A 22,486-nucleotide genomic window follows, 5' to 3' on the forward strand; every position below is an offset into this window, starting at 1 on the left:
CCCCGGCGGGGTGAGGTCGGTCGCCCCGGGGTCGGGTCAGTCCCGGGCGTGGTCGCGGAAGCCCCGGCCGGCGGCGCGACCCAGGTGACCGGCGGTGACCAGGTGGTGCAGCAGCGGCGCGGGGGCCAGCCCCGGTTCGCGCGACTCCCGGTACAACGCCCGCTGCACGGCCAGCGCCACGTCGAGGCCGACCGCGTCGAGCAGCGCGAACGGGCCCGTCGGGTAGCCGCAGCCGAGCGTCATCGCGTGGTCGATGTCGTCGACGGTGGCGTATCCGGCCTCCAGCATCGCCACCGCGTCGTTGAGGTACGGGAAGAGCAGCGCGTCGACCACGAAGCCGGCCCGGTCGCCGCAGACCAGCGTGGTCCGGCCGAGGGCGGCGCAGACCGCGCGGGCGGTGGCGGTGGCCTCCGTCGAGGTCCGGACGGTGGTCACCACCTCGACCAGCGGGCGCGCCGGCACCGGAGCGCAGAAGTGCAGGCCGAGCACGTCGGCGGGTCGGCGGGTGGCCATCGCCAGCTCGATCACCGGCAGGGCGGAGGTGGTGGTGGCGAGCACCACGCCCGGCTTGCAGACCTCGTCGAGGCGGGCGAACAGCGCCTGCGTGGCGTCCAGCTCCCCCGCCGTCGCCTCGACCACCAGGTCGACGTCGGCAAGCGGTTCCAGCGCGTCCGCCCAGGTGATCCGGGCCAGCGCGGCGTCCCGGCCGGCCGGGTCGGGGCGGTCGCGCGGGACGTCCTCGGCGAGCGTGGCCCGGACCGCCCCGGTGGTCCCGGCGGGCCCGTCCGCGCCGACGGCGACCACCTGGTAGCCGGCGGCGGCGAACACCGCGGCGAGATCGGCCGCCGTCGTCCCCGAGCCGACGACACCGACCCTGGTCACGGCCGTGGTGCCCGGCGCGTCGTCGGCGGCGGTCGGGGTCGACCCGTCGGGTACGACCTTCGCCGAGCCCGGCTTCTCGTAGGTGTAGAAGCCGCGTCCGGTCTTGCGGCCGAGCAGTCCCGCCGTGACCATCTGCCGGATCAGCGGCGCCGGGGCGTGCCGGCGGTTGCGCCCGCCGTGCCGGTACATGGTGTTCAGGATCTCGTACGCGGTGTCGAGGCCGATCAGGTCCAGCAGGGCGAGCGGGCCCATCGGCAGGCCGCAGCCCAGCGTCATCGCCGCGTCGAGGTCCTCGCGGGTGACGTAGCGGGCCTCGAACAGGCCCACCGCCTGGTTGAGGTAGCCGAACAGCAGGGCGTTGGCGATGAACCCGGCCCGGTCGCCGATAGTCACGCCGACCTTGCCGAGCCGGGCGCAGAGCGCCTCGACGTCGTCGACCACGTCGGTGGCGGTGACCACGGTGCGGACGACCTCGACCAGTTTCATCACCGGTGCCGGGTTGAAGAAGTGCAGGCCGACGACCTGCTGGGGGCGGCCGGTGGCGACGGCGATGTCGGTGACGCTCAGCGAGGAGGTGTTGGTGGCGAGGATGGTGGCGGGCGGGCAGATCCGGTCCAGCTCGGCGAAGATCCGCCGCTTGAGGTCGAGGCGCTCGGGGACCGCCTCGACCACCAGGTCCACCGCGTGCAGCGCGTCCAGCCCGACCTGGAAGTCGACCCGGGCGTGCAGGGCGTCCCGGTCGGCCTCGGCCAGCTTGCCCCGCGCCACGGCCCGGTCGGTCGACCGGGTGAGGGTGGCCCGGCCCCGGGCCAGGGCGTCCGGGGAGATCTCCACCGCGACGACGTCGACACCGTTGCGGGCGAACACCTCGACGATGCCGGCACCCATGGTGCCCAGACCCACCACGCCCACCCTGGTGAACTCCCGCGCCACGACCGGCCTCCCCTGGTTGATTCCGCCGTCGCCGGCATGAACGAACGCTAAGGTTATCCGCCGGGACCGGCGCGGGGGAGGTCGGTCCCGATTCCGGTCAGGCGTCGACGGCGCTGGGCGTGGGGACCGGGGTGGCCGGCAGGGCGTCGGTGGGGCCGGGGAGGCGCGACGGCAGCGGCAGCGTGGGCCGGTGGTCCCGGCGGCCGACGGACCCCCCGGCGAAGCGCAGGCCGACCGGGTCGGTGGTGGCCAGTCCGGGGTCGAAGTAGCGCAGTTCGGTACGGCCGAGCCGGATCACGTCGCCGTCGGTGAGGGGCTCGGCGTCGGTGATCCGCCGGTCGTTGAGCCAGGTGCCGTTTGTCGATCCCAGGTCGACCAGGACCACCCCGTCGGCGGTCAGCCGCACCTCGGCGTGCCGCCGGCTCAGGTGCGCGTCGGCGACCGCGATGTCGGCGGCCGGCGCGCGACCGATCACCTGTGGCTGGGGCCGGACGCGGAAGCTCGCCCCGCGCATCGGGCCAGCGGCCACCGTCAGCAGTGGCATCAGTTCCGGATGATCCTGCATGGACAGTCAGCTCCCCACCCACCGTCGCCCCGCGGTCAGCCTGCCAGCTCCGCGTGACCAGCTCACCACCCGCCCGGCCATCTCCGCGACCCCTGGCGGACGACCGGTGTCCACCGAACAGGCGGCGACGGGGCGATAGCTGAGCGGTGTTCACAACTACCAGCGGGTAGCTTCCGGGTCTAGACTTCCGCCATGACGGCTGTGCAGGTCCCGGGTACCCCGGTCATCTCCGACGGTCGGCTGGTCTCGACGAGCCCGGCCACCGGCGACGAGGCCGGCAGCGTGCCGGTCGCCACCGCCGAGGAGGTGGACCGCGCGGTCGCCCGCGCCCGCACGGCCGGGCAGTGGTGGGCCGGCCTCGGCTTCACCGGCCGCCGGGCCCGGCTGCTGCACTGGCGGGCCCTGCTCGCCCGGCGGGTCGAGGAGCTGGCCGAGCTGATCCACGTCGAGGGCGGCAAGCCGGTCGGGGACGCCGTCGTCGAGGTGCTCACCGCCATCGAACACATCGACTGGGCGGCCCGCAACGCCCGCCGGGTGCTGGGGCCCCGCCGGGTCCGCTCCCGGCTGATCCTCGCCGAGTTCTCCGGTCACCTCGAATACCAGCCGCACGGCGTGGTCGGGGTGATCGGCCCGTGGAACTACCCGGTGTTCACCCCGGTCGGTTCCGCCGCCTACGCGCTGGCCGCCGGCAACGCGGTCGTCCTCAAGCCCAGCGAGTACACCCCGGTCGTCGGGCAGTGGCTGGTCGACGCGTTCGCCGAGGTCGTGCCGGAGCAGCCGGCGTTCACGGCGGTGCACGGCCTCGGCGACGTCGGCGCGGCGCTGTGCCGCTCGGGCGTCGACAAGGTGGCCTTCACCGGTTCCACGGCGACCGCCCGTCGGGTGATGGCCGCCTGCGCCGAGTCGCTGACCCCGGTGCTGCTGGAGGCCGGCGGCAAGGACGCGATGATCGTGGACGCCGACGCCGACCTGGACGCCGCCGCCGAGGCGTGCGTCTGGGGCGCGCTGACCAACGCCGGCCAGACCTGCATCGGCATCGAACGGGTCTACGCGGTGGCGGCGGTGCACGACGCGTTCGTCGGCAAGGTGGTCGCCCGCGCCGAACGGCTGACCGTCGGCGCGGACGGGGCCGACCTCGGCCCGATCACCATGCCGAGCCAGCTCGACGTGATCCGCCGGCACATCGACGAGGCCATCGCCGCCGGGGGGCGGGCCGTGCTGGGTGGTCCCGCCGCCGTGCAGCCGCCGTACGTGCACCCGACCGTGCTGGTGGACGTCCCCGAGTCCGCGTCGGCGATCCGCGAGGAGACCTTCGGCCCGACCGTGACCATCACCCGGGTCGCCGACGCCGACGAGGCCGTACGCCGGGCCAACGCCCTGCCGTACGGCCTGGGGGGTTCGGTGTTCGGGCGGCGCGACGCGGTGGCGATCGCCCGCCGGCTGCGCTCGGGGATGGCGTCGGTCAACTCGGCGCTCACCTTCGCCGGGATGTCCACGCTGCCGTTCGGCGGGGTGGGCGACTCGGGCTTCGGCCGCATCCACGGTGAGGACGGGCTGCGCGAGTTCGGCCGGGCCAAGTCGGTCACCCGGCGACGGGCCCGTTCGCTGCTGCCCGCGATGACCTTCGAGCGGACCCCGACCGACGTGGCCCGGATCGTCAAGGTCACCAAGGCGCTGTACGGCAGGCGCTGACCCCGACCGGCGGGCGGCCCGCCGACCGGTGGTCAGAACAGGGTCAGCTCGTCACGCACGATGCCGCGCAGCCGGTCGTAGTCGACCACCACGCAGCGGATGCCCCGGTCGGTGGCGAGGACCCGGGCCTGCGGCTTTATCTCCTGGGCGGCGAAGACGCCGGTCACCGGGGCGAGCAGCGGATCCCGGTTCATCAGTTCGAGGTAGCGGGTGAGCTGCTCGACGCCGTCGATCTCGCCGCGCCGTTTCACCTCGACGGCGACCGCGCCGGCGTTGGCGTCCCGGCAGAGCAGGTCGACCGGACCGATCGCGGTCATGTACTCCCGCCGGACCAGGGTGAAGCCCTCCCCCAGCGTCTCCGGGTTGGCGGCCAGCAACTCCTGCAGGTGCGCCTCGACGCCGTCCTTGCGCAGCCCCGGGTCGACGCCCAGCTCGTACGAGGTGTCCTGGAAGACCTCCTCCAGGGTGATCCGCAGCTCCTCGCCGGCCTTGTTGACCACCCGCCACACGCCGGGGGCCTCCTCCAGCCGGCAGGGCGGGCTCATCCAGTTCAACGGCTTGTACGCGCGGTCGTCGGCGTGGATCGACACCGACCCGTCCGCCTTGACCATGAGCAGGCGGGTGGCCAGCGGCAGGTGCGCCGAGAGCCGTCCGACGTAGTCCACCGAGCACTTCGCAATCACCAGACGCACCCGACGAGGGTAGCCGAGGACCGGCCGGTCACCGTCGCGCGGCACTGGCGCGCCGGTGCGATGCTGAGATGGTGTTCGAAGTCCTCACCGGTACCGGGCTCGCCGCCTCGGCGGGCCTGAACGCCTACATTCCCCTGCTCACCATGGGTCTGCTGGCCCGCTACACCAGCCTGATCGACCTGCCCAGCGGCTGGCAGTGGTTGGGCAACGGCTGGGTGCTGGCGATCCTCGCGGCGCTGCTCGCCGTCGAGGTCGTCGCCGACAAGGTGCCCGTGGTCGACCACGTCAACGACGTCGTGCAGACGGTGGTCCGCCCCACCGCCGGCGGGCTCGCGTTCGGTGCGGGGTCGGGCTCGGAGACGGTGACGGTGAGCGACCCGGGCGGGTTCTTCTCGTCCCACCAGTGGGTGCCGGTGGCGGCCGGTGTCGCCATCGCGCTCGGGGTGCACCTGTTCAAGGCGGCGGCCCGACCGGTGGTCAACGCGACCACGGCGGGTTTCGGCGCACCGGTGGCCAGCACCGCCGAGGACGCGACGAGCGTGCTGATGTCGCTGGTGGCGATCATCCTGCCGGTGCTGGTGCTGGCGTTCCTGCTGGGCATGGTGGCGTTCGTGGTCTGGTTCCTGCGCCGACGCCGGGAGCGCCGCCGGGACCGCGAGGCGGCCCGCGCCGCCGGCTACCGGGTCTGACCCACCGCCAGGCACGTCGATGGCCGGCACCCCGGGCGGGGTGCCGGCCATCATGTCGTACGGGTCAGCTGTTCCAGTGCTGGGCGACGAGGTCGGCGGCCTGGGTCTCCCACTGGGCGTAGTGGTCGGGGTACGCCGACACCTGCACCGTCTGGGCGGCCTTGGTCAGGGGCATGTCCTGCCAGCCGTCGACCTGCTTGAGGCCCTTGAGGAACGCCATCGTGGCGTACTCGGGGTCGGTGATCTGCTCCACCGTGCCCCAACCACTCGACGGACGCTGCTGGAACAGACCCTGCGAGTCGTGGTCGTTACGGTCACCCAGGTGACCCAGGTTCTCCAGCTTCGACTCCTGAAGGCTCGTGGCGATCGACACCACGGCGGCACGCTCGTCCATGCCGGCCTTCTTCGTCGCGGCGATGATCGCCTTGACGTTGGCGGTCTGCTCGTCGTTCAGGTCGATGCGCGACTGCTCGCCCTGCACACCGTGCGGGATCAGCTTGGCCTTGTCGACGGCCGGCTTGTCGGCCTGCACCACGGCCACGGTGTGGTCGGTGGCGGTCGACTCGGCGGTGCCGTGGTTCAGCGGACCGGCGGCCAGACCACCGGCGACGGCCAGACCGGCGATACCGAGAACACTCTTACGCAGAATGGTGGTCTTCATGGGGGATGCTCCTTCGAGGGGGTCGACGCCACCCGACCGGTCGGGGGACCGGCCACCGGCGGAGCCGGCGGTGGGGGCGTAAGCACCACGAACGAGGCGCTCATGAGGGAAAGTCGGTAGCTCTCCGGCGGGCCCTGCCGCTCGCGCCGGAACCAGATGTAACGACCGGGGGCCCCGCATCATTCCGGGGCGCTGCCCGCCTCCGGGCTGGCCGGGCGGGGTGCTGCTGCGGTCGTACAGAGGGTGTAACGACTGCAGGCCGGCCGGGATTCCGCCATCGGGGTGCCGCCGGTCACGGGACGCTCCGCCCGGTCGACCCCACCCCGGACACCGGTGACGCCCCGACCGGGCTGAACCGGTCATCCGGCCGTACCCGTGACGCGCGGGACGGCCAGGCGCGGCCCCCTCACCGACGACCGAGGCCGGACCGACCACCCGGCCGGGCGCGAGCCCGCCGCCCCACCCGACCCGCCCCGGCCCCGCCCGACCCGCCTCGGCCCGCCCGGCCCACCCCGGCCAGCCCCGGTGATCAAGAGTTTTGCGTCGTCGAGAGCGCTCTCCCAGGCCGCAATTCTCTTGATCACCGGGGCGGAAGGGCCGGGGCGGAAGGGTGGGGTGGGAGGGGTGGGCGGGGCGGGAACGGGGCGTCCGGGGGCGGTCGCCGTGGTGGCGGTCTTCCTACGGGGTGATCAGCGGTGGAACGGCCCGCGCCCACCAGACCGGCACTTATCATTTGTGGCATATCTACCGAAAGTGAGGTTGTCATGACCGCAGCGATGGAAATGCCCCGGGTTCAGGAGTGCGCGGCCTCGTCCTGCGCCTACAACCACACCAACGACTGCCACGCGTTCGCCATCACCATCGGCAGCACCGACCACGCGCACTGCCACACCTTCGTGGAGCTGCCGGTGCGCGGCGGCCTCGACCGGCTCATCGCCCAGGTCGGCGCGTGCAGCCGGGCCGACTGCCGGCACAACGCCGAACTGGAGTGCCGCGCCCCGGCGATCACCGTCGGCCCCGACAACGACCTGGCCGACTGCATGACCTACCAGAGCCGCTGACCGACCACCGCAGGGCCGGGGCCGACACGCCCCCGGCCCCGCCGGCCGTCCCCGGCTGTGCAGCACCTCACAGGACCCCGTCGGGGACGAGCGGGCCGCCTCGACGCGACCCGGCCGACACCGGCACACCCCGGACCGCCGCGCCTCACGGCCTGGTCGCACACTGGACGGCATGGATGACGAGCTCGCGATCTCCGTACGGGGACTGCGCAAGGCGTACGGCGACAACGTCGCGGTGGCGGGGGTGGACCTCGACGTCCGCCGGGGCGAGGTGTTCGCCCTGCTCGGACCGAACGGCGCGGGCAAGACGACCACGGTGGAGATCCTGGAGGGCTACCGGCAGCGCGACGCCGGCCAGGTGAGCGTGCTCGGCACCGACCCCGGTCTCGTCCTCGGGTCCCGCCCGCGCGGCCCACGGGCGGGCGCACCGCGTACCTCCCGGGGGCAGGCGGCCGACTGGCGGTCCCGGGTCGGCATCGTGCTCCAGGGCACCGGCGAGTTCGACGAGCTGACCGTCGCCGAGGTCGTCCGGCACTTCTCCGGGTTCTATCCCGAGGCGGACGACCCGGACAAGGTCGTCGAGCGGGTCGGGCTGGGGGCCAAGGCCAACGCCCGTACGCACACCCTCTCCGGCGGGCAGAAGCGCCGGCTCGACGTGGCGCTGGGCATCATCGGCCGCCCCGAGCTGCTCTTCCTCGACGAGCCCACCACCGGTTTCGACCCGGAGGCGCGGCGCGAGTTCTGGGAGCTGATCCGGGACCTCGCCGCCGCCGGCACCACCATCGTGCTCACCACCCACTACCTGGACGAGGCCGAGTCGCTCGCCGACCGGGTCGGGGTGATCGCCGCCGGCCGGGTGATCGAGGTGGCCCCGCCGGACCTGCTCGGCAACCGTCAGGACGCCCTGGCGACGGTCTCCTGGCGTACCCCGGACGGGACGCCGCACACGGAGCAGAGCGCGACGCCGACGGCGCTGGTGGCGGAGCTGGCCGCGCGCTTCGGCGGCGAGGTGCCCGGTCTGACGGTGACCCGGCCGACCCTGGAAGACGTCTACCTGAGCATGATCGGACACTGATGACCACCACCACGAAGCCGGCGACCCCGTCCGCCACCACCGGCCGCCGGCGGGTCGGGCCGGGCGCGCTCGCCCTGCGCCAGGGCCGGCTGGAGATCACCCAGTTCCTGCGCAGCCGGGAGTCCGTCGTGTTCACGATGGGCTTCCCGATCATCATGATCCTGATCTTCGCGTCGATCTTCGACGGGACGATCGGCGGCGGGGTGAAGTTCACCCAGTACTTCATCACCGGCATGATCGCGACCGGGCTGATGACGGTGAGCTTCCAGAACCTCGGCATCTGGATCCCGATCGAGCGGGACCGGGGCGTGCTCAAGCGCTACCGGGGCACCCCGATGCCGAAGTGGGTCTGGTTCGCCGGCAAGGTGATCATGGTGGTGGTGATCGGTGTCGCCGAGACCGCGCTGCTGCTGGCGGTCGCCGTGGCCCTGTTCGACCTCGACCTGCCGGCCACCGCCGGGAAGTGGTTCACCTTCGGCTGGGTCGCCGTGCTCGGGGTGACCGCCTGCACCCTGTGCGGGATCGCCATCTCGTCGCTGGCCCGCACCGCGCGCAGCGGCTCCGCCGTGGTCACCCCGGTCTCCCTGGTGCTCCAGTTCATCTCCGGGGTGTTCTTCGTCTTCACCGACCTGCCCACCTGGATGCAGCAGGTGGCGGCGTTCTTCCCGCTCAAGTGGATGTGCCAGGGCCTGCGCGCGGTCTTCCTGCCGGAGAGCTTCGGCGCGCAGGAACCCGGCGGCTCCTTCGAGCTGGGCCGGGTCGCCCTGGTCCTCGCGCTGTGGTGCCTGATCGGCCTGGTGCTCTGCCTGACCACCTTCCGCTGGACCACCAAGCGGGACGGCTGACCCGCCGGGTGTGCTCGACGCAGTTGTGCCGATGCTGCGGTGTCCGCCGGTGGGGACACCGCAGCATCGGCGACGTCGCGGGCCGAGCTCAGTACGAGTAGAACCCCTGGCCGGTCTTGCGGCCCAGGTCACCGGCGGTGGCCATCCGCTGGAGCAGCTCCGGCGGGAAGAACTTCTCGTCGGCCGTGTCGGTGTAGATGTTCCTCGTGGCGTTCAGCAGGACGTCCACGCCGGTCAGGTCGACCGTGGCCAGCGGGCCCATCGCGTGGCCGAAGCCGAGCTTGCAGGCGGTGTCGAGGTCCTCGGCCGACATCACCCCGGACTCGACCAGCTTGACCGCCTCCATGGCCAGCGCGCAGATCAGCCGGGTGGTGACGAAACCGGCGATGTCCCGGTTGACCACCACCACGGTCTTGCCGATCTCCTCGGCGAACGCCCTGGCGGTGGCCAGGGTCGCGTCGCCGGTCTTGTAGCCGCGCACCAGCTCGCACAGCTTCATCATCGGCACCGGGGAGAAGAAGTGGGTGCCGACGACCGACTCCGGGCGCTCGGTGGCGGTGGCGATCTGGGTCACCGGGATGGCCGACGTGTTGGTGGCGAGCACCGCGTCCGCCTTGCAGATCTTGTCCAGCGCGCGGAACACCTCGTGCTTGATCTCGATCTTCTCGAAGACCGCCTCCACCACGATGTCCGCGTCGGCCGCCGCCTCCAGGTCGGTGGTCGGGGTGATCCGGCCCAGGGTCGCCTCGACCTCGGCCGGGTCGATCCTGCCCTTCTCGGCGAACTTCGTCAGCGACTTCCGGATGCCGTCCACACCGCGCTTCGTGGCCGCGTCGTCGATGTCGCGCAGCGTCACCTGCCAGCCCGCCTGCGCCGCCACCTGGGCGATGCCGGAACCCATCAGCCCGGCCCCGACGACCGCGAGTCGACCCGCCATCTGCTTCTCCCTCGCCTGCGATTGAGTGTCTGCCAGCACCCTAGTCGGCGAGCCTGAACGAACGCTAAGCCCCGGACGGTCGGACCGGCGGCGGGAGGCGGGTCAGATGGTCAGCTCGGGGGTCTCCGGGACGGTGCCCCGTTCCACCTCCACACCGAGCGCCCGCAGGTCGGCCACGAAGTCCGGGTAGCCCCGGTCCACGTGGTGCACGTGCGACACCTCGGTGACCCCGTCCGCGCACAGCCCCGCGATGATCAGCCCGGCGCCGGCCCGGATGTCGGTGGCCCGTACCGGCGCACCGGAGAGCCGGTCCCGGCCCCGGACCACGGCGTGGTGGCCGTCGGTCTTGATGTCGGCACCGAGACGCACCATCTCGTTGGCGAACATGAACCGGCCGTCGAAGATGTTCTCGGTGATCAGGGACGCCCCCTCGCTGACCGCCGCTAGGCCGATCGCCATCGGCAGCAGGTCGGTCGCGAACCCCGGGTACGGCAGGGTCACCACGTCCACGGCGGCGGGGCGGTCGTCGGCGCGTACCCGGAAGGCGTCGCCCCGGGTCTCCACCAACGCGCCGGCCGACACCAGCTTGTCCAGCGCGACCTCCAGATAGGCCGGGTCGATCCCGGTGACCGTCACGTCCCCCCGGGTCATCGCCGCGCCGAACGCCCACGTTCCGGCGACGATCCGGTCCCCCACCGTGGCATGCCGCACCGGGCGCAGCGCGGGCACCCCGGCGATACGCAGCGTGGAGCTGCCGCAGCCGGAGATCCGGGCGCCCATCCGGTTGAGCATCGTGCAGAGGTCGACGATCTCCGGTTCCCGGGCCGCGTTGTCGATCGTCGTCACGCCCCGGGCCAGCACCGCCGCCATCACCAGGTTCTCGGTGGCGCCCACGCTCGGGAAGTCCAGCACGATCTCGGCGCCCCGCAGCCCGTCCGGGGCGGCGGCGATGACGAAGCCGTGCTCGCCGGAGACCTCCGCGCCCATCCGGGCCAGCCCGGCGATGTGCATGTCCAGACCCCGGGAGCCGATCGCGTCCCCGCCCGGGTGGGCCACCCGCACGTACCCCCGGCGGGCCAGCAGTGGGCCCAACACGCAGATCGACGCCCGCAGCCGACGCACCAGGTCGTAGTCGGCGTCCGCGCCGGGCTGCTCGGGCACGTCGATGACGACCGACCGGGAGCGGGCCTGCCCGCCGTACCCGACCATAGGGTCCACCGGGTCGTCCGCCGCGAAGTAGACCGCGCAGCCGAGCCGGCGCAGCACCTCGCCCATGATGGCGATGTCGGTGATCCGGGGCACGTTCGTGATCACCGTACGCCCCGGGGCCAGCAGCGCCGCCGCCATCAGCTTCAGCGCCGAGTTCTTCGCCCCGACGACGTGCACCGTGCCGGCCAGCCGGGCGTCACCGCCGACCCGGATGACGTCGACCGCGTCGACCGCCGGATCGCCGGCGTCACCCGGCCCCACCTCCACCGGCCAACCGGCCGCAGCGGGCCGTGCCGGGATCGTCAGGTCCGGTATCCGTAGGCTGTGCGTCATGGCCGTCCACCTCACGCGCATCTACACCAAGGCCGGCGACGCCGGCATGACCAGGCTGAGCAACAACGAGCAGGTGCCGAAGACCGATCCACGGATCGCCGCGTACGCGGACGTCGACGAGTGCAACGCCGCGCTCGGCGTGGCGCTCGCCCTGGGGCAGCTCGACGACGAGCTGCGGGCCGTACTGGAGTCGATCCAGAACGACATGTTCGACGTCGGCGCCGACCTGGCCACCCCCGTCGAGCCGGACCCGGCGTACCCGCCGCTGCGGGTCACCGAGGAGTACGTCGAACGCCTCGAAGGCTGGTGCGACGAGTACAACGGGCGACTGGGCAAGCTCGACTCCTTCATCCTCCCCGGCGGCACCGCTGGCGCGGCGCTGCTGCACGTGGCACGGACGATCGCCCGGCGCGCCGAACGGGCGGCCTGGGCCCTGGTCGCCCACGATCCGGATCGCACCAGCTCCCTTCCGGCAAAGTATCTCAACCGCCTCTCCGACCTGCTGTTCATCCTGTCAAGAACGGCCAATCCGGGCGGCGATGTGCTATGGGTGCCGGGCGGCAAGCGCTGAGCACGGGCGGGCTGCACCACGTCGAGGTCTGGGTACCCGACCTGGCCGCCGCGAAGCGGAGCTGGGGCTGGCTGCTCGGTGAACTGGGCTGGACGCCGTACCAGGACTGGCCGGCCGGCTGCTCCTGGCGGCACGGCCCGACGTACCTGGTCGTCGAGGAGTCCCCGGCGCTGACCGGGCGGACCCACGACCGGCGCGCCCCGGGCCTCAACCACCTGGCCTTCCACGCCGGTCCGCCGCACGCGGTGGACCGGCTGGTGGCCGACGCCGCGGCCCACGGCTGGGCGCTGCTGTTCGCCGACCGCCACCCGCACGCCGGTGGCCCGGACAGCTACGCCGCCTACCTCACCGACCGGCAGGGCTACGAGGTCGAGCTGGTGGCCGCCGTCGCCGCACCCTGACCGCGCCCGGCAGGGCGACCGGGCCGGTGCCGGGTCAGGCGGCGGGCCAGTCCTGGGAGGCCATACGTGGCGAGGCCGCCCCGGGCGGGGCGGCCTCGAGCCAGGAGGAGAAACCGGTCACCGTGGATCGGGCCATGGCGATCTCGACCGGCGCGTGTTGACTGGTACAGCGGAGGATCACCCAGTCGGACGGCATGGAGAGCCGTTCCTGACCCTCGGGCAGCCGCCGCCGCTCCACCACCAGCTCCTTGCGGGAGAGCACCCGCTTGGGCCGCAGGGCGAAGCTGAACATCCGGTACCAGCGGAGCTGGTCGCCGACGAACCGCGCGAAGCCCGGTGACCAGCCCCGGCCGTCCAGGACGGTGGTGACCCGGACGCTCAGCCGGATGATGCCGCCGCTACGGGTGACCAGGGCCCGCCGGACGAAGAGGATCAGGAGCGCGGCGAGGATCACCGCGATGCCGATTCCGATCCCTTCGACGATCTCCATCGGCGGGTGGACTCAGCGGGCCGGAGTGGCCGGGGTGGCGCTCTCGGCGAGCACGGTGACGCTCTCCGCGCCGACCGACAGGAATCCGCCGGTGATGTCGTAGGCGACCTGCTGGCCGCCGGCCTGCTTGATCCGGACCTGGCTGGGCTCGGCGAGCTGGCCAAGCAGCGGCGCGTGCCCCGGCAGCACACCCAGCTCGCCTTCGGTCGTGCGGGCGACGACCATTTCGGCCTCGCCGGACCAGACCTTCTCCTCGACGGCTACGAGGTCGACGTGAAGCTGCTGTGCCACGCTGTCTCCTTGCTGCGGCGACGGATTGTCGAAAGTCTAGTCGGACCGCCGTCGCCGACCCAACGCGGGTGCCGAGACCTGCACCACCATCCGGCGTGTCGGCTGGCCGGACGGTGCTGTCGGCACCCGCAGGGGTCACTTGACCTTGTTACGGAACTCCGGGTGCTCCAGCAGGAAGGCGTCCAACTGCTCGTTCTTGAGGGCGGCGAAGAAGTCGTCGGCGGCGGGCAGCAACCGCTCCCCCCGGTAGGCGTTGCCGGTGCCGATCCCCTCCCCGGGCAGCTTGATCAGCTCGACGTTCTCCGAGCGGATGCCCTTGAGCGCGATGGCGAAGTCGACCACGCTGTTGCCCCGGCCGTTGAAGGTCAGCGACTGGCCGGCGGCCCGGATCACCCGGTCCAGCTTGATCGGGTTGGTCACCACGTCGGCGCTGAACGCCTGGCTGATCATCGCCTTGATGAACTGCTGCTGGTGCCGCTGCCGGCCGTAGTCGGCGTCCGGGACGCCGTTCCTCGGGTAGCGCTGCCGGACGTAGTCCAGCGCCTGCCAGCCGCTGAGGTGCTGGTTGCCCTTCTTGTAGACCGCCTGCGGCCCGATGTACCCCTCGCCGTACGGGTTGCCCTTGCGGTGCTTGCCGTTCGGCTCGCGGTGCTCGGAGCGGACCTCCCGCTCGATGTACATGTCGACGCCGCCCATCGCGTCGACGATCTTTTGGAAGCCGGTGAAGTTGATGATCGCCCCGGCGTCGAACCGGGTGATCCCGGTCGCCTTCTGCACGGTCTTGGCGAGCAGTTCGAAGCCCTGCGCCGCGCTGGGGTTCTTGCCCTCGACGATGCTGCCGTGCGACATCGCTCCGTTGATCTTGCCGGAGCCGCCCCGGTAGCCGGCCTTGTCGAACTTGGGGATGTCGACGTAGAGGTCACGCGGCACGGAGAAGATGTACGCCCGGTCCAACGACTCCGGCACGTGCAGCACCATGATCGAGTCGGCCAGCGGCGGCGTCTTCGCGTCCCGCGGGTCGATGCCCACCAGCAGGATGTTCAGCGGGCCCTTGACGTTGCTCTTGCGCTCCTGCGCCCCGGCCGCCTTGTCGCCGAACAGGTCGGCCTTGCCCACCGAACCCTCGTAGCGCGACAGCAGCGTCTCGTAGCCCACCAGGACCGCGCCGCTGAGCATCAGCAGCACGACCCCGAAGATGGTGCACGCGCGGGCCCAGCGGGGCACCCCGGACCAGATCGACCGCCTGCCGTCCCCGCCGGCCTTACCGGCCCCGCCACCCTTACCGGCCTTACCGTCCCTGCCGCCCTTGCCGGTCTTACCCACCAGCAGCTCCATTCGTCGCGCACGGGGACTCGTCACGAGGATTCGTCACGCCCACGAAGAGGAGACGGGCGTACCCGGTCGAAAAGTTGCACCACACCGACCCCCAAACCCGAGAGTCGTTCTCGAAACGGTACCGCGCCCCCGCAGCGACCGCTCGCCCGGCAACCGGACACCGGCCCCACCAGGCGCAACGGCCGAAGGCCACCCCGGTCGACCGGGGTGGCCTTCGCAGCACGACTGTCCGAGAGCTCAGCCCTCCGACATCAGCTCCTTCGCCTTGCGCTCCAGGTCCTCCAGACCGCCGCACATGAAGAAGGCCTGCTCGGGGAAGTGGTCGTACTCGCCCTCGCTGATCTTCCGGAACGCGTCGATGGTCTCCTCGATCGGGACCGTCGAGCCCGGCACGCCGGTGAACTGCTCGGCGGCGTAGGTGTTCTGGGAGAGGAAGCGCTCGATCCGGCGGGCCCGGCCGACGGTGAGCTTGTCCTCCTCCGAGAGCTCCTCGATACCGAGGATGGCGATGATGTCCTGGAGGTCCTTGTAGCGCTGGAGGATGCGCTTGACCTCGGTGGCCACCGCGAAGTGCGCCTCGCCGACGAACTCCGGGGCGAGGATCCGGGACGAGGACGCCAGCGGGTCCACGGCCGGGTAGATGCCCTTGTCGGAGATCGACCGCTCCAGGTTGGTGGTCGCGTCCAGGTGGGCGAAGGTGGTCGCCGGCGCCGGGTCGGTGTAGTCGTCGGCGGGCACGTAGATCGCCTGGAGCGAGGTGATGGCCTGGCCCCGGACGGAGGTGATCCGCTCCTGGAGCTCGCCCATCTCGTCGGCCAGGGTCGGCTGGTAACCCACCGCGCTCGGCATCCGGCCGAGCAGGGTGGAGACCTCGGAACCGGCCTGGGTGAAGCGGAAGATGTTGTCGATGAAGAGCAGCACCTCCTGCTTCTTGACGTCCCGGAAGTACTCGGCCATGGTCAGCGCCGACAGCGCCACCCGCAGCCGGGTGCCCGGCGGCTCGTCCATCTGGCCGTAGACCAGCGCGGTCTTGTCGATGACGCCGGACTCGGTCATCTCGGCGATGAGGTCGTTGCCCTCACGGGTGCGCTCACCCACGCCGGCGAAGACCGACGTACCACCGAAGTTCCGGGCCACCCGGGTGATCATCTCCTGGATGAGCACCGTCTTGCCCACGCCGGCGCCGCCGAACAGGCCGATCTTGCCGCCCTTGACGTACGGGGCGAGCAGGTCGATGACCTTGATGCCGGTCTCCAGCATCTCGGTCTTCGGCTCCAGGTCCGCGAAGGCCGGGGCCTTGCGGTGGATGCCCCACCGGTCGTCCGCGTCGAGCGTCTCGCCCTCGGTGAGGTTGAGGCACTCGCCGATGGCGTTGAAGACGTGGCCCTTGACCGCGTCGCCCACCGGAACGGTGATCGGCGAGCCGGAGTCGGTCACCTCGGCACCCCGGACCAGACCGTCGGTCGGCTGCATCGAGATGGCCCGGACCAGGTTGTCACCCAGGTGCTGGGCGACCTCCAGGGTGAGCGTCTTCGCGCCGCCGGAGAGGTTCACCTCCACGTGCAGGGCGTTGAACAGGGTCGGCATGGCGTCGCGCGGGAACTCGGCGTCGACGACCGGGCCGATGACCCGAACCACGCGACCGGTGGCCGTACTGGTCTCTGCCGGTCCCCCGGCAACTGCGGATACAGTCATCACACTTCACTTCCCGACGCGGCCAGCGCGTTCGCGCCGCCGACGATCTCACTGATCTCCTGGGTGATCCCGGCCTGGCGGGCCGAGTTCATCTCACGCGTGTACTTCTCGATCATCTCTTCGGCGTTGTCGGTGGCGCTCTTCATCGCCCGCCGCCGGGCCGCCGACTCGCTCGCCGCCGACTCCAGCAACGCCGCGTAGATCCGCGTGTTGATGTACTTCGGCAACAGCGCGTCGAGCAGCGACTCCGCCTCCGGCTCGAACTCGTACGCCGGCAGCAGCCCCTCGGAGCGCGGCCGGTCCTCGACCTGCATCGGGCCGATGATCTTCGTGACCGGGCTCTGGGTCATCAGGCTGTGGAACTCGGTGTAGACGATGTGCAACTCGTCGATGCCGAGCACGCCGTCCGGCCCGGCGTCGCCGTCGGTGTCGTCGGCACCGGCGGTGAACGCCGCGATCAGCGTCTCGCCGACCTCACGGGCGTCGGCGAAGGTGGGCTGCTCCGAGAAGCCGGTCCAGTTCGCCGCGATCTGCCGGTTGCGGAACCGGTAGAACGTCAGGCCCTTGCGTCCGATGACGTAGAGCACCGGCTCCTTGCCGTCGGCGGTGAGCCGGGCGATCAGCGACTCGGCGGTCCTGATCGCGTTGGAGCTGTACCCGCCGGCCAGGCCCCGGTCGGAGGTGACCAGCAGGACGCCCGCCCGCCGCACCCGCTCGCGCGGGGTGAGCAGCGGGTGGTCGATCCGGGCGTTCGAGGCCAGCGCGGTGAGCACGCCGGTGATCGCCTGGGCGTACGGCAGGGACGCCGTCACCCGGGCCTGGGCCTTGGCGATGCGGCTCGTCGCCACGAGCTCCATCGCCTTGGTGATCTTCTTCATCCCCTTCGCCGAACGGATTCGCTGGCGAAGAACGCGTACCTGGGCCGCCATGAGTCAGCCCTACTGCTTCTCGGCGTCGCCGCCGGCGTAGCGGGTGACCGTCTCCCGGTCCGACTCGCCCTCCAGCGGCTTGGCCGGCGCGTCGTTGACCCGGCGCTCGTCGGCCTTGCCGAGGAAGACCTGCTTGAACTCGCCGATGGCCGAGTCCAGCGAGGCGGCGATGTCGTCGCCCCACTTGCCGTCCGCGATCGAGGCCAGCACGCCCTCGTGCTTGTGCCGCAGGTACTGGAGGAACTCGGACTCGAAGCGACGGATCTCGCCGACCGGGACGTCGTCCAGCTTGCCCTCGACGCCGGCCCAGACCGAGACGACCTGCTCCTGCACCGGGTACGGCGAGTAGTTCGGCTGCTTGAGCAGCTCGACCAGCCGGGAACCCCGGTTCAGCTGGGCCTGCGAGGCCTTGTCCAGGTCGGAGGCGAAGGCGGCGAACGCCTCCAGCTCACGGAACTGGGCCAGGTTGAGCCGCAGCGAGCCGGAGACCTTCTTCATCGGCTTCATCTGCGCGGCGCCACCGACCCGGGAGACCGAGGTGCCGACGTTGATGGCCGGCCGGACGCCCTGGTTGAACAGGTCGGACTCCAGGAAGATCTGGCCGTCGGTGATGGAGATGACGTTGGTCGGGATGAAGGCCGAGATGTCGTTGGCCTTCGTCTCGATGATCGGCAGGCCGGTCATCGAGCCGCCACCCAGCTCGTCGGAGAGCTTCGCGCAGCGCTCCAGCAGGCGGGAGTGCAGGTAGAAGACGTCACCCGGGTAGGCCTCACGGCCCGGCGGGCGGCGCAGCAGCAGCGACACGGCCCGGTACGCCTCGGCCTGCTTGCTCAGGTCGTCGAAGACGATCAGGACGTGCTTGCCGCCGTACATCCAGTGCTGCCCGATGGACGAGCCGGTGTACGGGGCGAGGTACTTGAAGCCGGCCGGGTCGGACGCCGGGGAGGCCACGATGGTGGTGTACTCCAGCGCGCCCGCGTCCTCCAGGATGCCCTTGATCGAGGCGATCGTGGAGGCCTTCTGGCCGATGGCGACGTAGATGCAGCGGACCTGCTTCTTCGGGTCGCCGGAGCGCCAGTTGTCCCGCTGGTTGAGGATGGTGTCCAGCGCGACGGTGGTCTTGCCGGTCTTCCGGTCGCCGATGATCAGCTGCCGCTGGCCCCGACCGATCGGGGTCATCGCGTCGATCGCCTTGATGCCGGTCTGCAGCGGCTCGTCGACCGACTGCCGGGACATCACGTTGGGGGCCTGGAGCTCCAGCTCGCGGTAGCCCTCGTCGGCGATGTCGCCGAGGCCGTCGATCGGCTGGCCGAGCGCGTTGACCACGCGGCCGAGGAAGGCGTCGCCGACCGGTACGGAGAGCACCCGGCCGGTGCGCTTGACGCGCTGCCCCTCCTCCAGCTTGGCGGAGTCACCGAGAACGACGACACCGATCTCCCGCACGTCGAGGTTCAACGCCACGCCGAGCGTGCCGTCCTCGAACTCCAGGAGTTCGTTGGTCATGGTCGAGGGCAGGCCCTCGACGTGGGCGATGCCGTCACCGGTGTCGGCGACGGTGCCGACCTCCTCGCGGGAGACGTCGGTCGAGTAGGAGGAGACGTAGCGCTCCAGGGCGCCGCGGATCTCCTCCGTCGAGATGGTCAGCTCGGCCATCCTCTGCTTCCTTAAGTATCAGGGGCCCGGGATACCTAGTACCGACCGGTCCGAATGGCGTCGATCAAAGGGCGGCGAGGCCGCTGGTCAGCGCTGCACGAGCGCGTTGCGGGTCTCGTTGAGGCGGCGCAGGACGGTGCCGTCGTACAGGTCGGAACCGACCCGCACGCTCACCCCACCGAGCACCTCCGGGTCGACCGTCTGCTTGACGGAAACCTCTCGACCGTACATCGCGGAGAGACGGGCACCGAGCCGTCGCTCGTCGGACTCACTCAACGGAGCCGCCACGGTCACGTACGCGACCTGACGGTCCCGCCGGTCGGCGGCCAACTCGACCAGCCGGGTGAGCGCCCCGGTGAAGGAGCGTCCCCCGAACCCGCCGAGGGCCACCTCGACGAGGCGGACGGTGACCGGCCGGGCCTTGCCGGCGAGCAGTTCCCGGGCCAGTCCGGCCCGCTGCCCGGCCGGGGCGATCGGATCGGCCAGCGCCGCGGAGAGCGCGGACTGACCGGCGACCACCTGGCCGAAGCGGAACAGCTCGTCCTCGACCTCACCGAGGTCGCCCGCGGCGTCGGCACTGGCCAGCAGCGCCTCCACCCCGAGCCGCTCGGTGCCGTCGAGCAGCTCCGACGGCGTCGACCAGCGGCCGGCGACCAGGCCGGACAGCAGGTCGAGCGCATCCGCGCCGATCTTGCCGGTCAGGATGCCGTTGAGCAGCGCCGCACGGTCGTCGCCGCTGCGGGCCGGGTCGGACAGCGCCCGGCGCAGCCGCGGCTCGCCCCGCAACAGGGCGGCGACGGAGAGGACGTCGTCGGCGGTGGTCGCCACCGCCGACGGCTCCGCCCCGCGGACGTACGCGTCGAGGCGCTCGGCCGCGACCGCGTACGACTCCCGGCTGGCGGCCTGCATCAGCGGGCCCCCGTGCTCTCGAGGTTGCTCAGGAACCGGTCGACGGTGCCCTTGCGGCGTGCCTCGTCGGCAAGCGACTCGCCGACGATCTTGCTGGCCAGGTCCACCGCGATGGTGCCGACCTCGGCCCGCAGCTCACGCACGATGGTGGCCCGCTCGGCGGCGAGCTGCTCCTTGCCGGCCGCGATGATCCGGTCGGACTCCTCCCGCGCCTTGCCGAGGATGTCCTGACGGATGCCCTCAGCGTCGGCCCGGGCGTCGTCCCGGATCTTGGCGGCGTCGGTACGCGCCTCGGCGAGCTGCGCGCGGTACTGCTCAAGGAGCTGGTTGGCCTCGGCCTGGGCGGCCTCGGCACGCTTGATCCCGCCCTCGATCGCGTCGACCCGGGCCTGGAACGTCTGTTCCATGCGGGGGAAGACGAACTTCATCAGCACGAAGCAGAGCACGGCGAAGGCGACGCTGCCGACCACGATCTCCTGCCAGAGCGGGATGATCGGGTTGTGGGTCGACTCACCACCCTCAGCGGCGAGGAAGTACATGGATGACCTCCCGGTCTGCAGGGGCCGGGTCAGCCGGCCCAGATGAAGCCGAAGGCGATGCCCAGCAGCGCGAGCGCCTCGATGACGGCGAAGCCGATCCAGACGTACGGCAGGGTCATCCGGGACGACTCCGGCTGGCGGGCCGTCGACTGGATGTAGGCGGCGAAGACCAGGCCGACGCCGATGCCCGGGCCGATGGCGGCGAGGCCGTAGCCGATGGCGGCGGTGCTGCCGGTGACCTCGGCGAGAACGCTAGCGTCCATGGGTGTGGTTCCTCCTGGGTATCTCGCGTGACTCTCACGCGGGACGACAACGGGTTGATGCGGTGGACCAGTGCTCGCGAGCGAGCCCCCGCCCGTGGACCAGTGCTCGCTTTCGAGCCCCCGCCCGGTGGATCAGTGCTCGTCGGCGAGCGCGCCCTGCACGTAGCTTGCGGTGAGGACGGTGAAGACGTAGGCCTGCAGGCAGATGACCAGGAACTCGAGGAAGGTGAGCGCGATGGTCATCACCCAGGACAGCACCGAGACCGGTGCGAGCCAGGCGTTGGCGCTGAGCATCGCGAAGCCGCCGAGGGTGAAGACCAGCAGCAGCATGTGCCCGGCGAACATGTTGGCGAAGAGACGCACGGCCAGCGAGAACGGCCGCACGAGGAAGGTGGAGAAGAACTCGATCGGGATCAGCAGCGGCAGGATGTACCAGGGCGCCGGCGGGATCAGGGAGTTCTTGAAGTACTTCACGAAGCCGTGGTGCCGGATGCCGACGTAGTTGAACATCAGGTAGCTGATCACGGCGAGGATCGCCGGGAAGGCGATGTGCGAGTTCGGCGAGATCTGGAAGAACGGCACGATCGCGAAGAAGTTGGTCAGCAGCACGAAGCAGAACAGCGTGGTGAAGTACGGCGCGAACCGCACCCCCCGGTGTCCGATCATGTCGACCGCGATGTTGTTCCGCACGAAGCCGTAGATCGACTCGGCGAGCCACTGCTTCTTGGTCGGGACCAGCTGCGGCTTCCGGTAGGTCGCCAGGAAGAAGATGATCAGGATGCCGACGGCGACCCACACCATCGCCGTGATCTTGGTGAACCAGTACGAGTCGTGCGCACCCCAGGGCAGGATGCTGGGCAGGTAGAAGTCCTCCACGCTGGGTGGGAATGCCGCCTGGCCCGCTGCCAGGACGTTCGCCTGTCCGAACACCGCGTCCCTTCCTAAGTAGGCGTGCCGAGCCGGCGGACGACCAGGATGATCCCCCCGGCCATGCCGAGCACGACACCGATCCCGGTGGCGATGCCGCCGGAGTCGAGCCACTGGTCGACCAGCCAGCCGATGAAACCCCAGACGAGCATGCCCCCGATGAGGTACGAGAGCGCGGTCCAACCCTGACCGGCGCCGGTCGGAACGTCGTCCGGGCCACCGGTGGGTCGGGGGTTTTGGTCACCAGCCATGACGGGGCGAACGATATCAGCCGGGAAGACGAGGCTGTGCCTCACCCCCCGCACAACCGTCGTTGTGTGGGCATCGGGCGGGCTCCATCGTCTGGGGGCACGCTACTCCCCTTCCGCAAGGGAGAGAACGACCGCACGCGGACAGTCGCCCGCCCGCCCACCATGTGGGACAGTCAGGAGCCGGGTCGACGGGAATACACCCTGGTCAGCCACCAGATGTGCACTCCGGTCCAGACCACCACACCGGCGGCGATGCCGACACAGAGTGGAACCAGGCCGTCCCAGCCGGTCGATGCCACCGCCACCATGACCACCCCCAGCAGGGTGAACTTGGCGATGTAGAGGCCCAGCCCGAGGGGCAGCACCAGTTGCGGGTTGACCGCGTCGGCCCTGGCCAGCACCACCGTGGTCAGGCTGTAGCTGACCACCGTCACCGCCACCCCGGCCGCCGCGCCGAGGGCCGCCACGCCGCCGCCGGTCACCGCACCGACCAGCGCGGCGACCACCCCCAGCACCGCCGAGGCGGCCAGCAGCACCGGCAGGTGACGCAGCCGCCACCCCTGGTCGTCGGCCACCGCCGGCCCGCGCGCCCCGGGCTCAGCCACGCGGGTCTTCCGGGCCGTCGGCGTGCGGCGCGGCCACGACGGGCCGCCCCCGG

25 protein-coding genes are annotated in these 22,486 nt (G+C 71.4%); 7 read left to right on the top strand and 18 right to left on the bottom strand.

The window, feature by feature from the left end; genetic code table 11:
- Positions 1–36: 36 nt before the first annotated feature.
- Together FJK98_RS26805 and FJK98_RS26810 are read right to left on the bottom strand one after the other, a co-directional pair.
- Positions 37–1,815, bottom strand: a complete 1,779-nt coding sequence (locus FJK98_RS26805) for a 3-hydroxyacyl-CoA dehydrogenase family protein (protein ID WP_145921444.1) — start codon at positions 1,813–1,815, stop codon at positions 37–39.
- Positions 1,816–1,912: 97 nt separating this feature from the next.
- A complete protein-coding gene (locus FJK98_RS26810; RefSeq protein ID WP_145921445.1) occupies positions 1,913–2,380 on the bottom strand; it encodes an FHA domain-containing protein in 468 nt (155 codons plus the stop codon).
- Between the two features lie 192 nt (positions 2,381–2,572).
- Between FJK98_RS26810 and FJK98_RS26815 the strand changes: the two genes are divergently transcribed.
- A complete protein-coding gene (locus tag FJK98_RS26815; protein WP_145921446.1) occupies positions 2,573–4,072 on the top strand; it encodes an aldehyde dehydrogenase family protein in 1,500 nt (499 codons plus the stop codon).
- A 32-nt stretch (positions 4,073–4,104) separates the two neighbouring features.
- Here the strand turns inward: FJK98_RS26815 and nucS are convergent, their stop codons facing one another.
- Positions 4,105–4,764 carry an endonuclease NucS gene (nucS, locus tag FJK98_RS26820; RefSeq protein ID WP_145921447.1) on the bottom strand — a complete coding sequence of 220 codons (660 nt, stop codon included), beginning with the start codon at positions 4,762–4,764 and terminating at the stop codon, positions 4,105–4,107.
- A gap of 71 nt (positions 4,765–4,835) precedes the next feature.
- On the opposite strand from nucS, the gene FJK98_RS26825 reads away from it, so the two are divergent.
- Complete coding sequence (locus FJK98_RS26825) at positions 4,836–5,453, top strand: DUF4126 domain-containing protein (protein WP_145923013.1); 618 nt, start codon at positions 4,836–4,838, stop codon at positions 5,451–5,453.
- A 64-nt stretch (positions 5,454–5,517) separates the two neighbouring features.
- Here the strand turns inward: FJK98_RS26825 and FJK98_RS26830 are convergent, their stop codons facing one another.
- Positions 5,518–6,114: a hypothetical protein gene (locus FJK98_RS26830; protein WP_145921448.1), complete on the bottom strand. Its 597-nt coding sequence runs from the start codon at positions 6,112–6,114 to the stop codon at positions 5,518–5,520.
- A gap of 764 nt (positions 6,115–6,878) precedes the next feature.
- Here FJK98_RS26830 and FJK98_RS26835 point away from each other — a divergent pair.
- The 3 genes from FJK98_RS26835 (at position 6,879) to FJK98_RS26845 (ending at position 9,095) form a co-directional block, all read left to right on the top strand.
- Positions 6,879–7,175: a DUF1540 domain-containing protein gene (locus FJK98_RS26835; protein ID WP_067312880.1), complete on the top strand. Its 297-nt coding sequence runs from the start codon at positions 6,879–6,881 to the stop codon at positions 7,173–7,175.
- A gap of 172 nt (positions 7,176–7,347) precedes the next feature.
- Positions 7,348–8,250 (top strand): ABC transporter ATP-binding protein, encoded by a 903-nt coding sequence (locus FJK98_RS26840; RefSeq protein ID WP_145921449.1) that lies wholly within the window; start codon positions 7,348–7,350, stop codon positions 8,248–8,250.
- Positions 8,250–9,095, top strand: a complete 846-nt coding sequence (locus FJK98_RS26845) for an ABC transporter permease (protein WP_145921450.1) — start codon at positions 8,250–8,252, stop codon at positions 9,093–9,095. The genes FJK98_RS26840 and FJK98_RS26845 overlap by 1 nt, the downstream gene beginning before the upstream one ends.
- A gap of 88 nt (positions 9,096–9,183) precedes the next feature.
- On the opposite strand, the gene FJK98_RS26850 is transcribed toward FJK98_RS26845, so the two are convergent.
- Positions 9,184–10,032, bottom strand: a complete 849-nt coding sequence (locus FJK98_RS26850; protein ID WP_145921451.1) for a 3-hydroxyacyl-CoA dehydrogenase family protein — start codon at positions 10,030–10,032, stop codon at positions 9,184–9,186.
- 102 nt (positions 10,033–10,134) lie between these two features.
- Positions 10,135–11,574: a UDP-N-acetylglucosamine 1-carboxyvinyltransferase gene (gene murA, locus FJK98_RS26855; RefSeq protein ID WP_145921452.1), complete on the bottom strand. Its 1,440-nt coding sequence runs from the start codon at positions 11,572–11,574 to the stop codon at positions 10,135–10,137.
- Between murA and FJK98_RS26860 the strand changes: the two genes are divergently transcribed.
- Both FJK98_RS26860 and FJK98_RS26865 read left to right on the top strand, forming a co-directional pair.
- Entirely contained in the window at positions 11,573–12,145 is a 573-nt protein-coding gene (locus FJK98_RS26860; protein WP_145921453.1) for a cob(I)yrinic acid a,c-diamide adenosyltransferase, read from the top strand. The two genes, murA and FJK98_RS26860, sit on opposite strands and share 2 nt — an antisense overlap.
- The gene (locus tag FJK98_RS26865; protein WP_145921454.1) at positions 12,121–12,546 is read left to right on the top strand and encodes a VOC family protein; all 426 of its coding nucleotides are present in this window, start codon (positions 12,121–12,123) and stop codon (positions 12,544–12,546) included. The genes FJK98_RS26860 and FJK98_RS26865 overlap by 25 nt, the downstream gene beginning before the upstream one ends.
- A gap of 34 nt (positions 12,547–12,580) precedes the next feature.
- Here the strand turns inward: FJK98_RS26865 and FJK98_RS26870 are convergent, their stop codons facing one another.
- From FJK98_RS26870 to FJK98_RS26925, 12 genes are all read right to left on the bottom strand, one after another.
- A complete protein-coding gene (locus FJK98_RS26870; RefSeq protein ID WP_088642779.1) occupies positions 12,581–13,036 on the bottom strand; it encodes a DUF2550 domain-containing protein in 456 nt (151 codons plus the stop codon).
- 12 nt (positions 13,037–13,048) lie between these two features.
- Positions 13,049–13,327: a F0F1 ATP synthase subunit epsilon gene (locus tag FJK98_RS26875; protein ID WP_067312863.1), complete on the bottom strand. Its 279-nt coding sequence runs from the start codon at positions 13,325–13,327 to the stop codon at positions 13,049–13,051.
- A gap of 135 nt (positions 13,328–13,462) precedes the next feature.
- Positions 13,463–14,662 (bottom strand): LCP family protein, encoded by a 1,200-nt coding sequence (locus FJK98_RS26880; RefSeq protein ID WP_145923014.1) that lies wholly within the window; start codon positions 14,660–14,662, stop codon positions 13,463–13,465.
- Positions 14,663–14,899: 237 nt separating this feature from the next.
- On the bottom strand, positions 14,900–16,357 hold the full coding sequence (gene atpD, locus FJK98_RS26885) for a F0F1 ATP synthase subunit beta (RefSeq protein ID WP_088642781.1): 1,458 nt from the start codon (positions 16,355–16,357) through the stop codon (positions 14,900–14,902).
- Positions 16,357–17,286 carry a F0F1 ATP synthase subunit gamma gene (locus FJK98_RS26890; RefSeq protein ID WP_145921455.1) on the bottom strand — a complete coding sequence of 310 codons (930 nt, stop codon included), beginning with the start codon at positions 17,284–17,286 and terminating at the stop codon, positions 16,357–16,359. The genes atpD and FJK98_RS26890 overlap by 1 nt, the downstream gene beginning before the upstream one ends.
- A gap of 9 nt (positions 17,287–17,295) precedes the next feature.
- The gene (atpA, locus tag FJK98_RS26895) at positions 17,296–18,939 is read right to left on the bottom strand and encodes a F0F1 ATP synthase subunit alpha (RefSeq protein ID WP_145921456.1); all 1,644 of its coding nucleotides are present in this window, start codon (positions 18,937–18,939) and stop codon (positions 17,296–17,298) included.
- A gap of 87 nt (positions 18,940–19,026) precedes the next feature.
- Positions 19,027–19,848: a F0F1 ATP synthase subunit delta gene (locus tag FJK98_RS26900; protein ID WP_145921457.1), complete on the bottom strand. Its 822-nt coding sequence runs from the start codon at positions 19,846–19,848 to the stop codon at positions 19,027–19,029.
- Positions 19,848–20,387, bottom strand: a complete 540-nt coding sequence (locus tag FJK98_RS26905) for a F0F1 ATP synthase subunit B (protein ID WP_088642785.1) — start codon at positions 20,385–20,387, stop codon at positions 19,848–19,850. The genes FJK98_RS26900 and FJK98_RS26905 overlap by 1 nt, the downstream gene beginning before the upstream one ends.
- Positions 20,388–20,416: 29 nt before the next feature.
- Complete coding sequence (locus FJK98_RS26910) at positions 20,417–20,650, bottom strand: ATP synthase subunit C (RefSeq protein WP_067312849.1); 234 nt, start codon at positions 20,648–20,650, stop codon at positions 20,417–20,419.
- A gap of 132 nt (positions 20,651–20,782) precedes the next feature.
- Positions 20,783–21,580 carry a F0F1 ATP synthase subunit A gene (atpB, locus tag FJK98_RS26915; protein ID WP_145921458.1) on the bottom strand — a complete coding sequence of 266 codons (798 nt, stop codon included), beginning with the start codon at positions 21,578–21,580 and terminating at the stop codon, positions 20,783–20,785.
- An 11-nt stretch (positions 21,581–21,591) separates the two neighbouring features.
- Positions 21,592–21,828 carry an AtpZ/AtpI family protein gene (locus tag FJK98_RS26920; protein ID WP_088642787.1) on the bottom strand — a complete coding sequence of 79 codons (237 nt, stop codon included), beginning with the start codon at positions 21,826–21,828 and terminating at the stop codon, positions 21,592–21,594.
- A gap of 173 nt (positions 21,829–22,001) precedes the next feature.
- Positions 22,002–22,433 carry a hypothetical protein gene (locus FJK98_RS26925; RefSeq protein ID WP_145921459.1) on the bottom strand — a complete coding sequence of 144 codons (432 nt, stop codon included), beginning with the start codon at positions 22,431–22,433 and terminating at the stop codon, positions 22,002–22,004.
- Positions 22,434–22,486 lie beyond the last annotated feature (53 nt).

The sequence above is a fragment of the Micromonospora sp. HM134 genome (assembly GCF_007833915.1).
In the GTDB taxonomy this organism is placed as follows: Bacteria; Actinomycetota; Actinomycetes; order Mycobacteriales; family Micromonosporaceae; genus Micromonospora; species Micromonospora wenchangensis.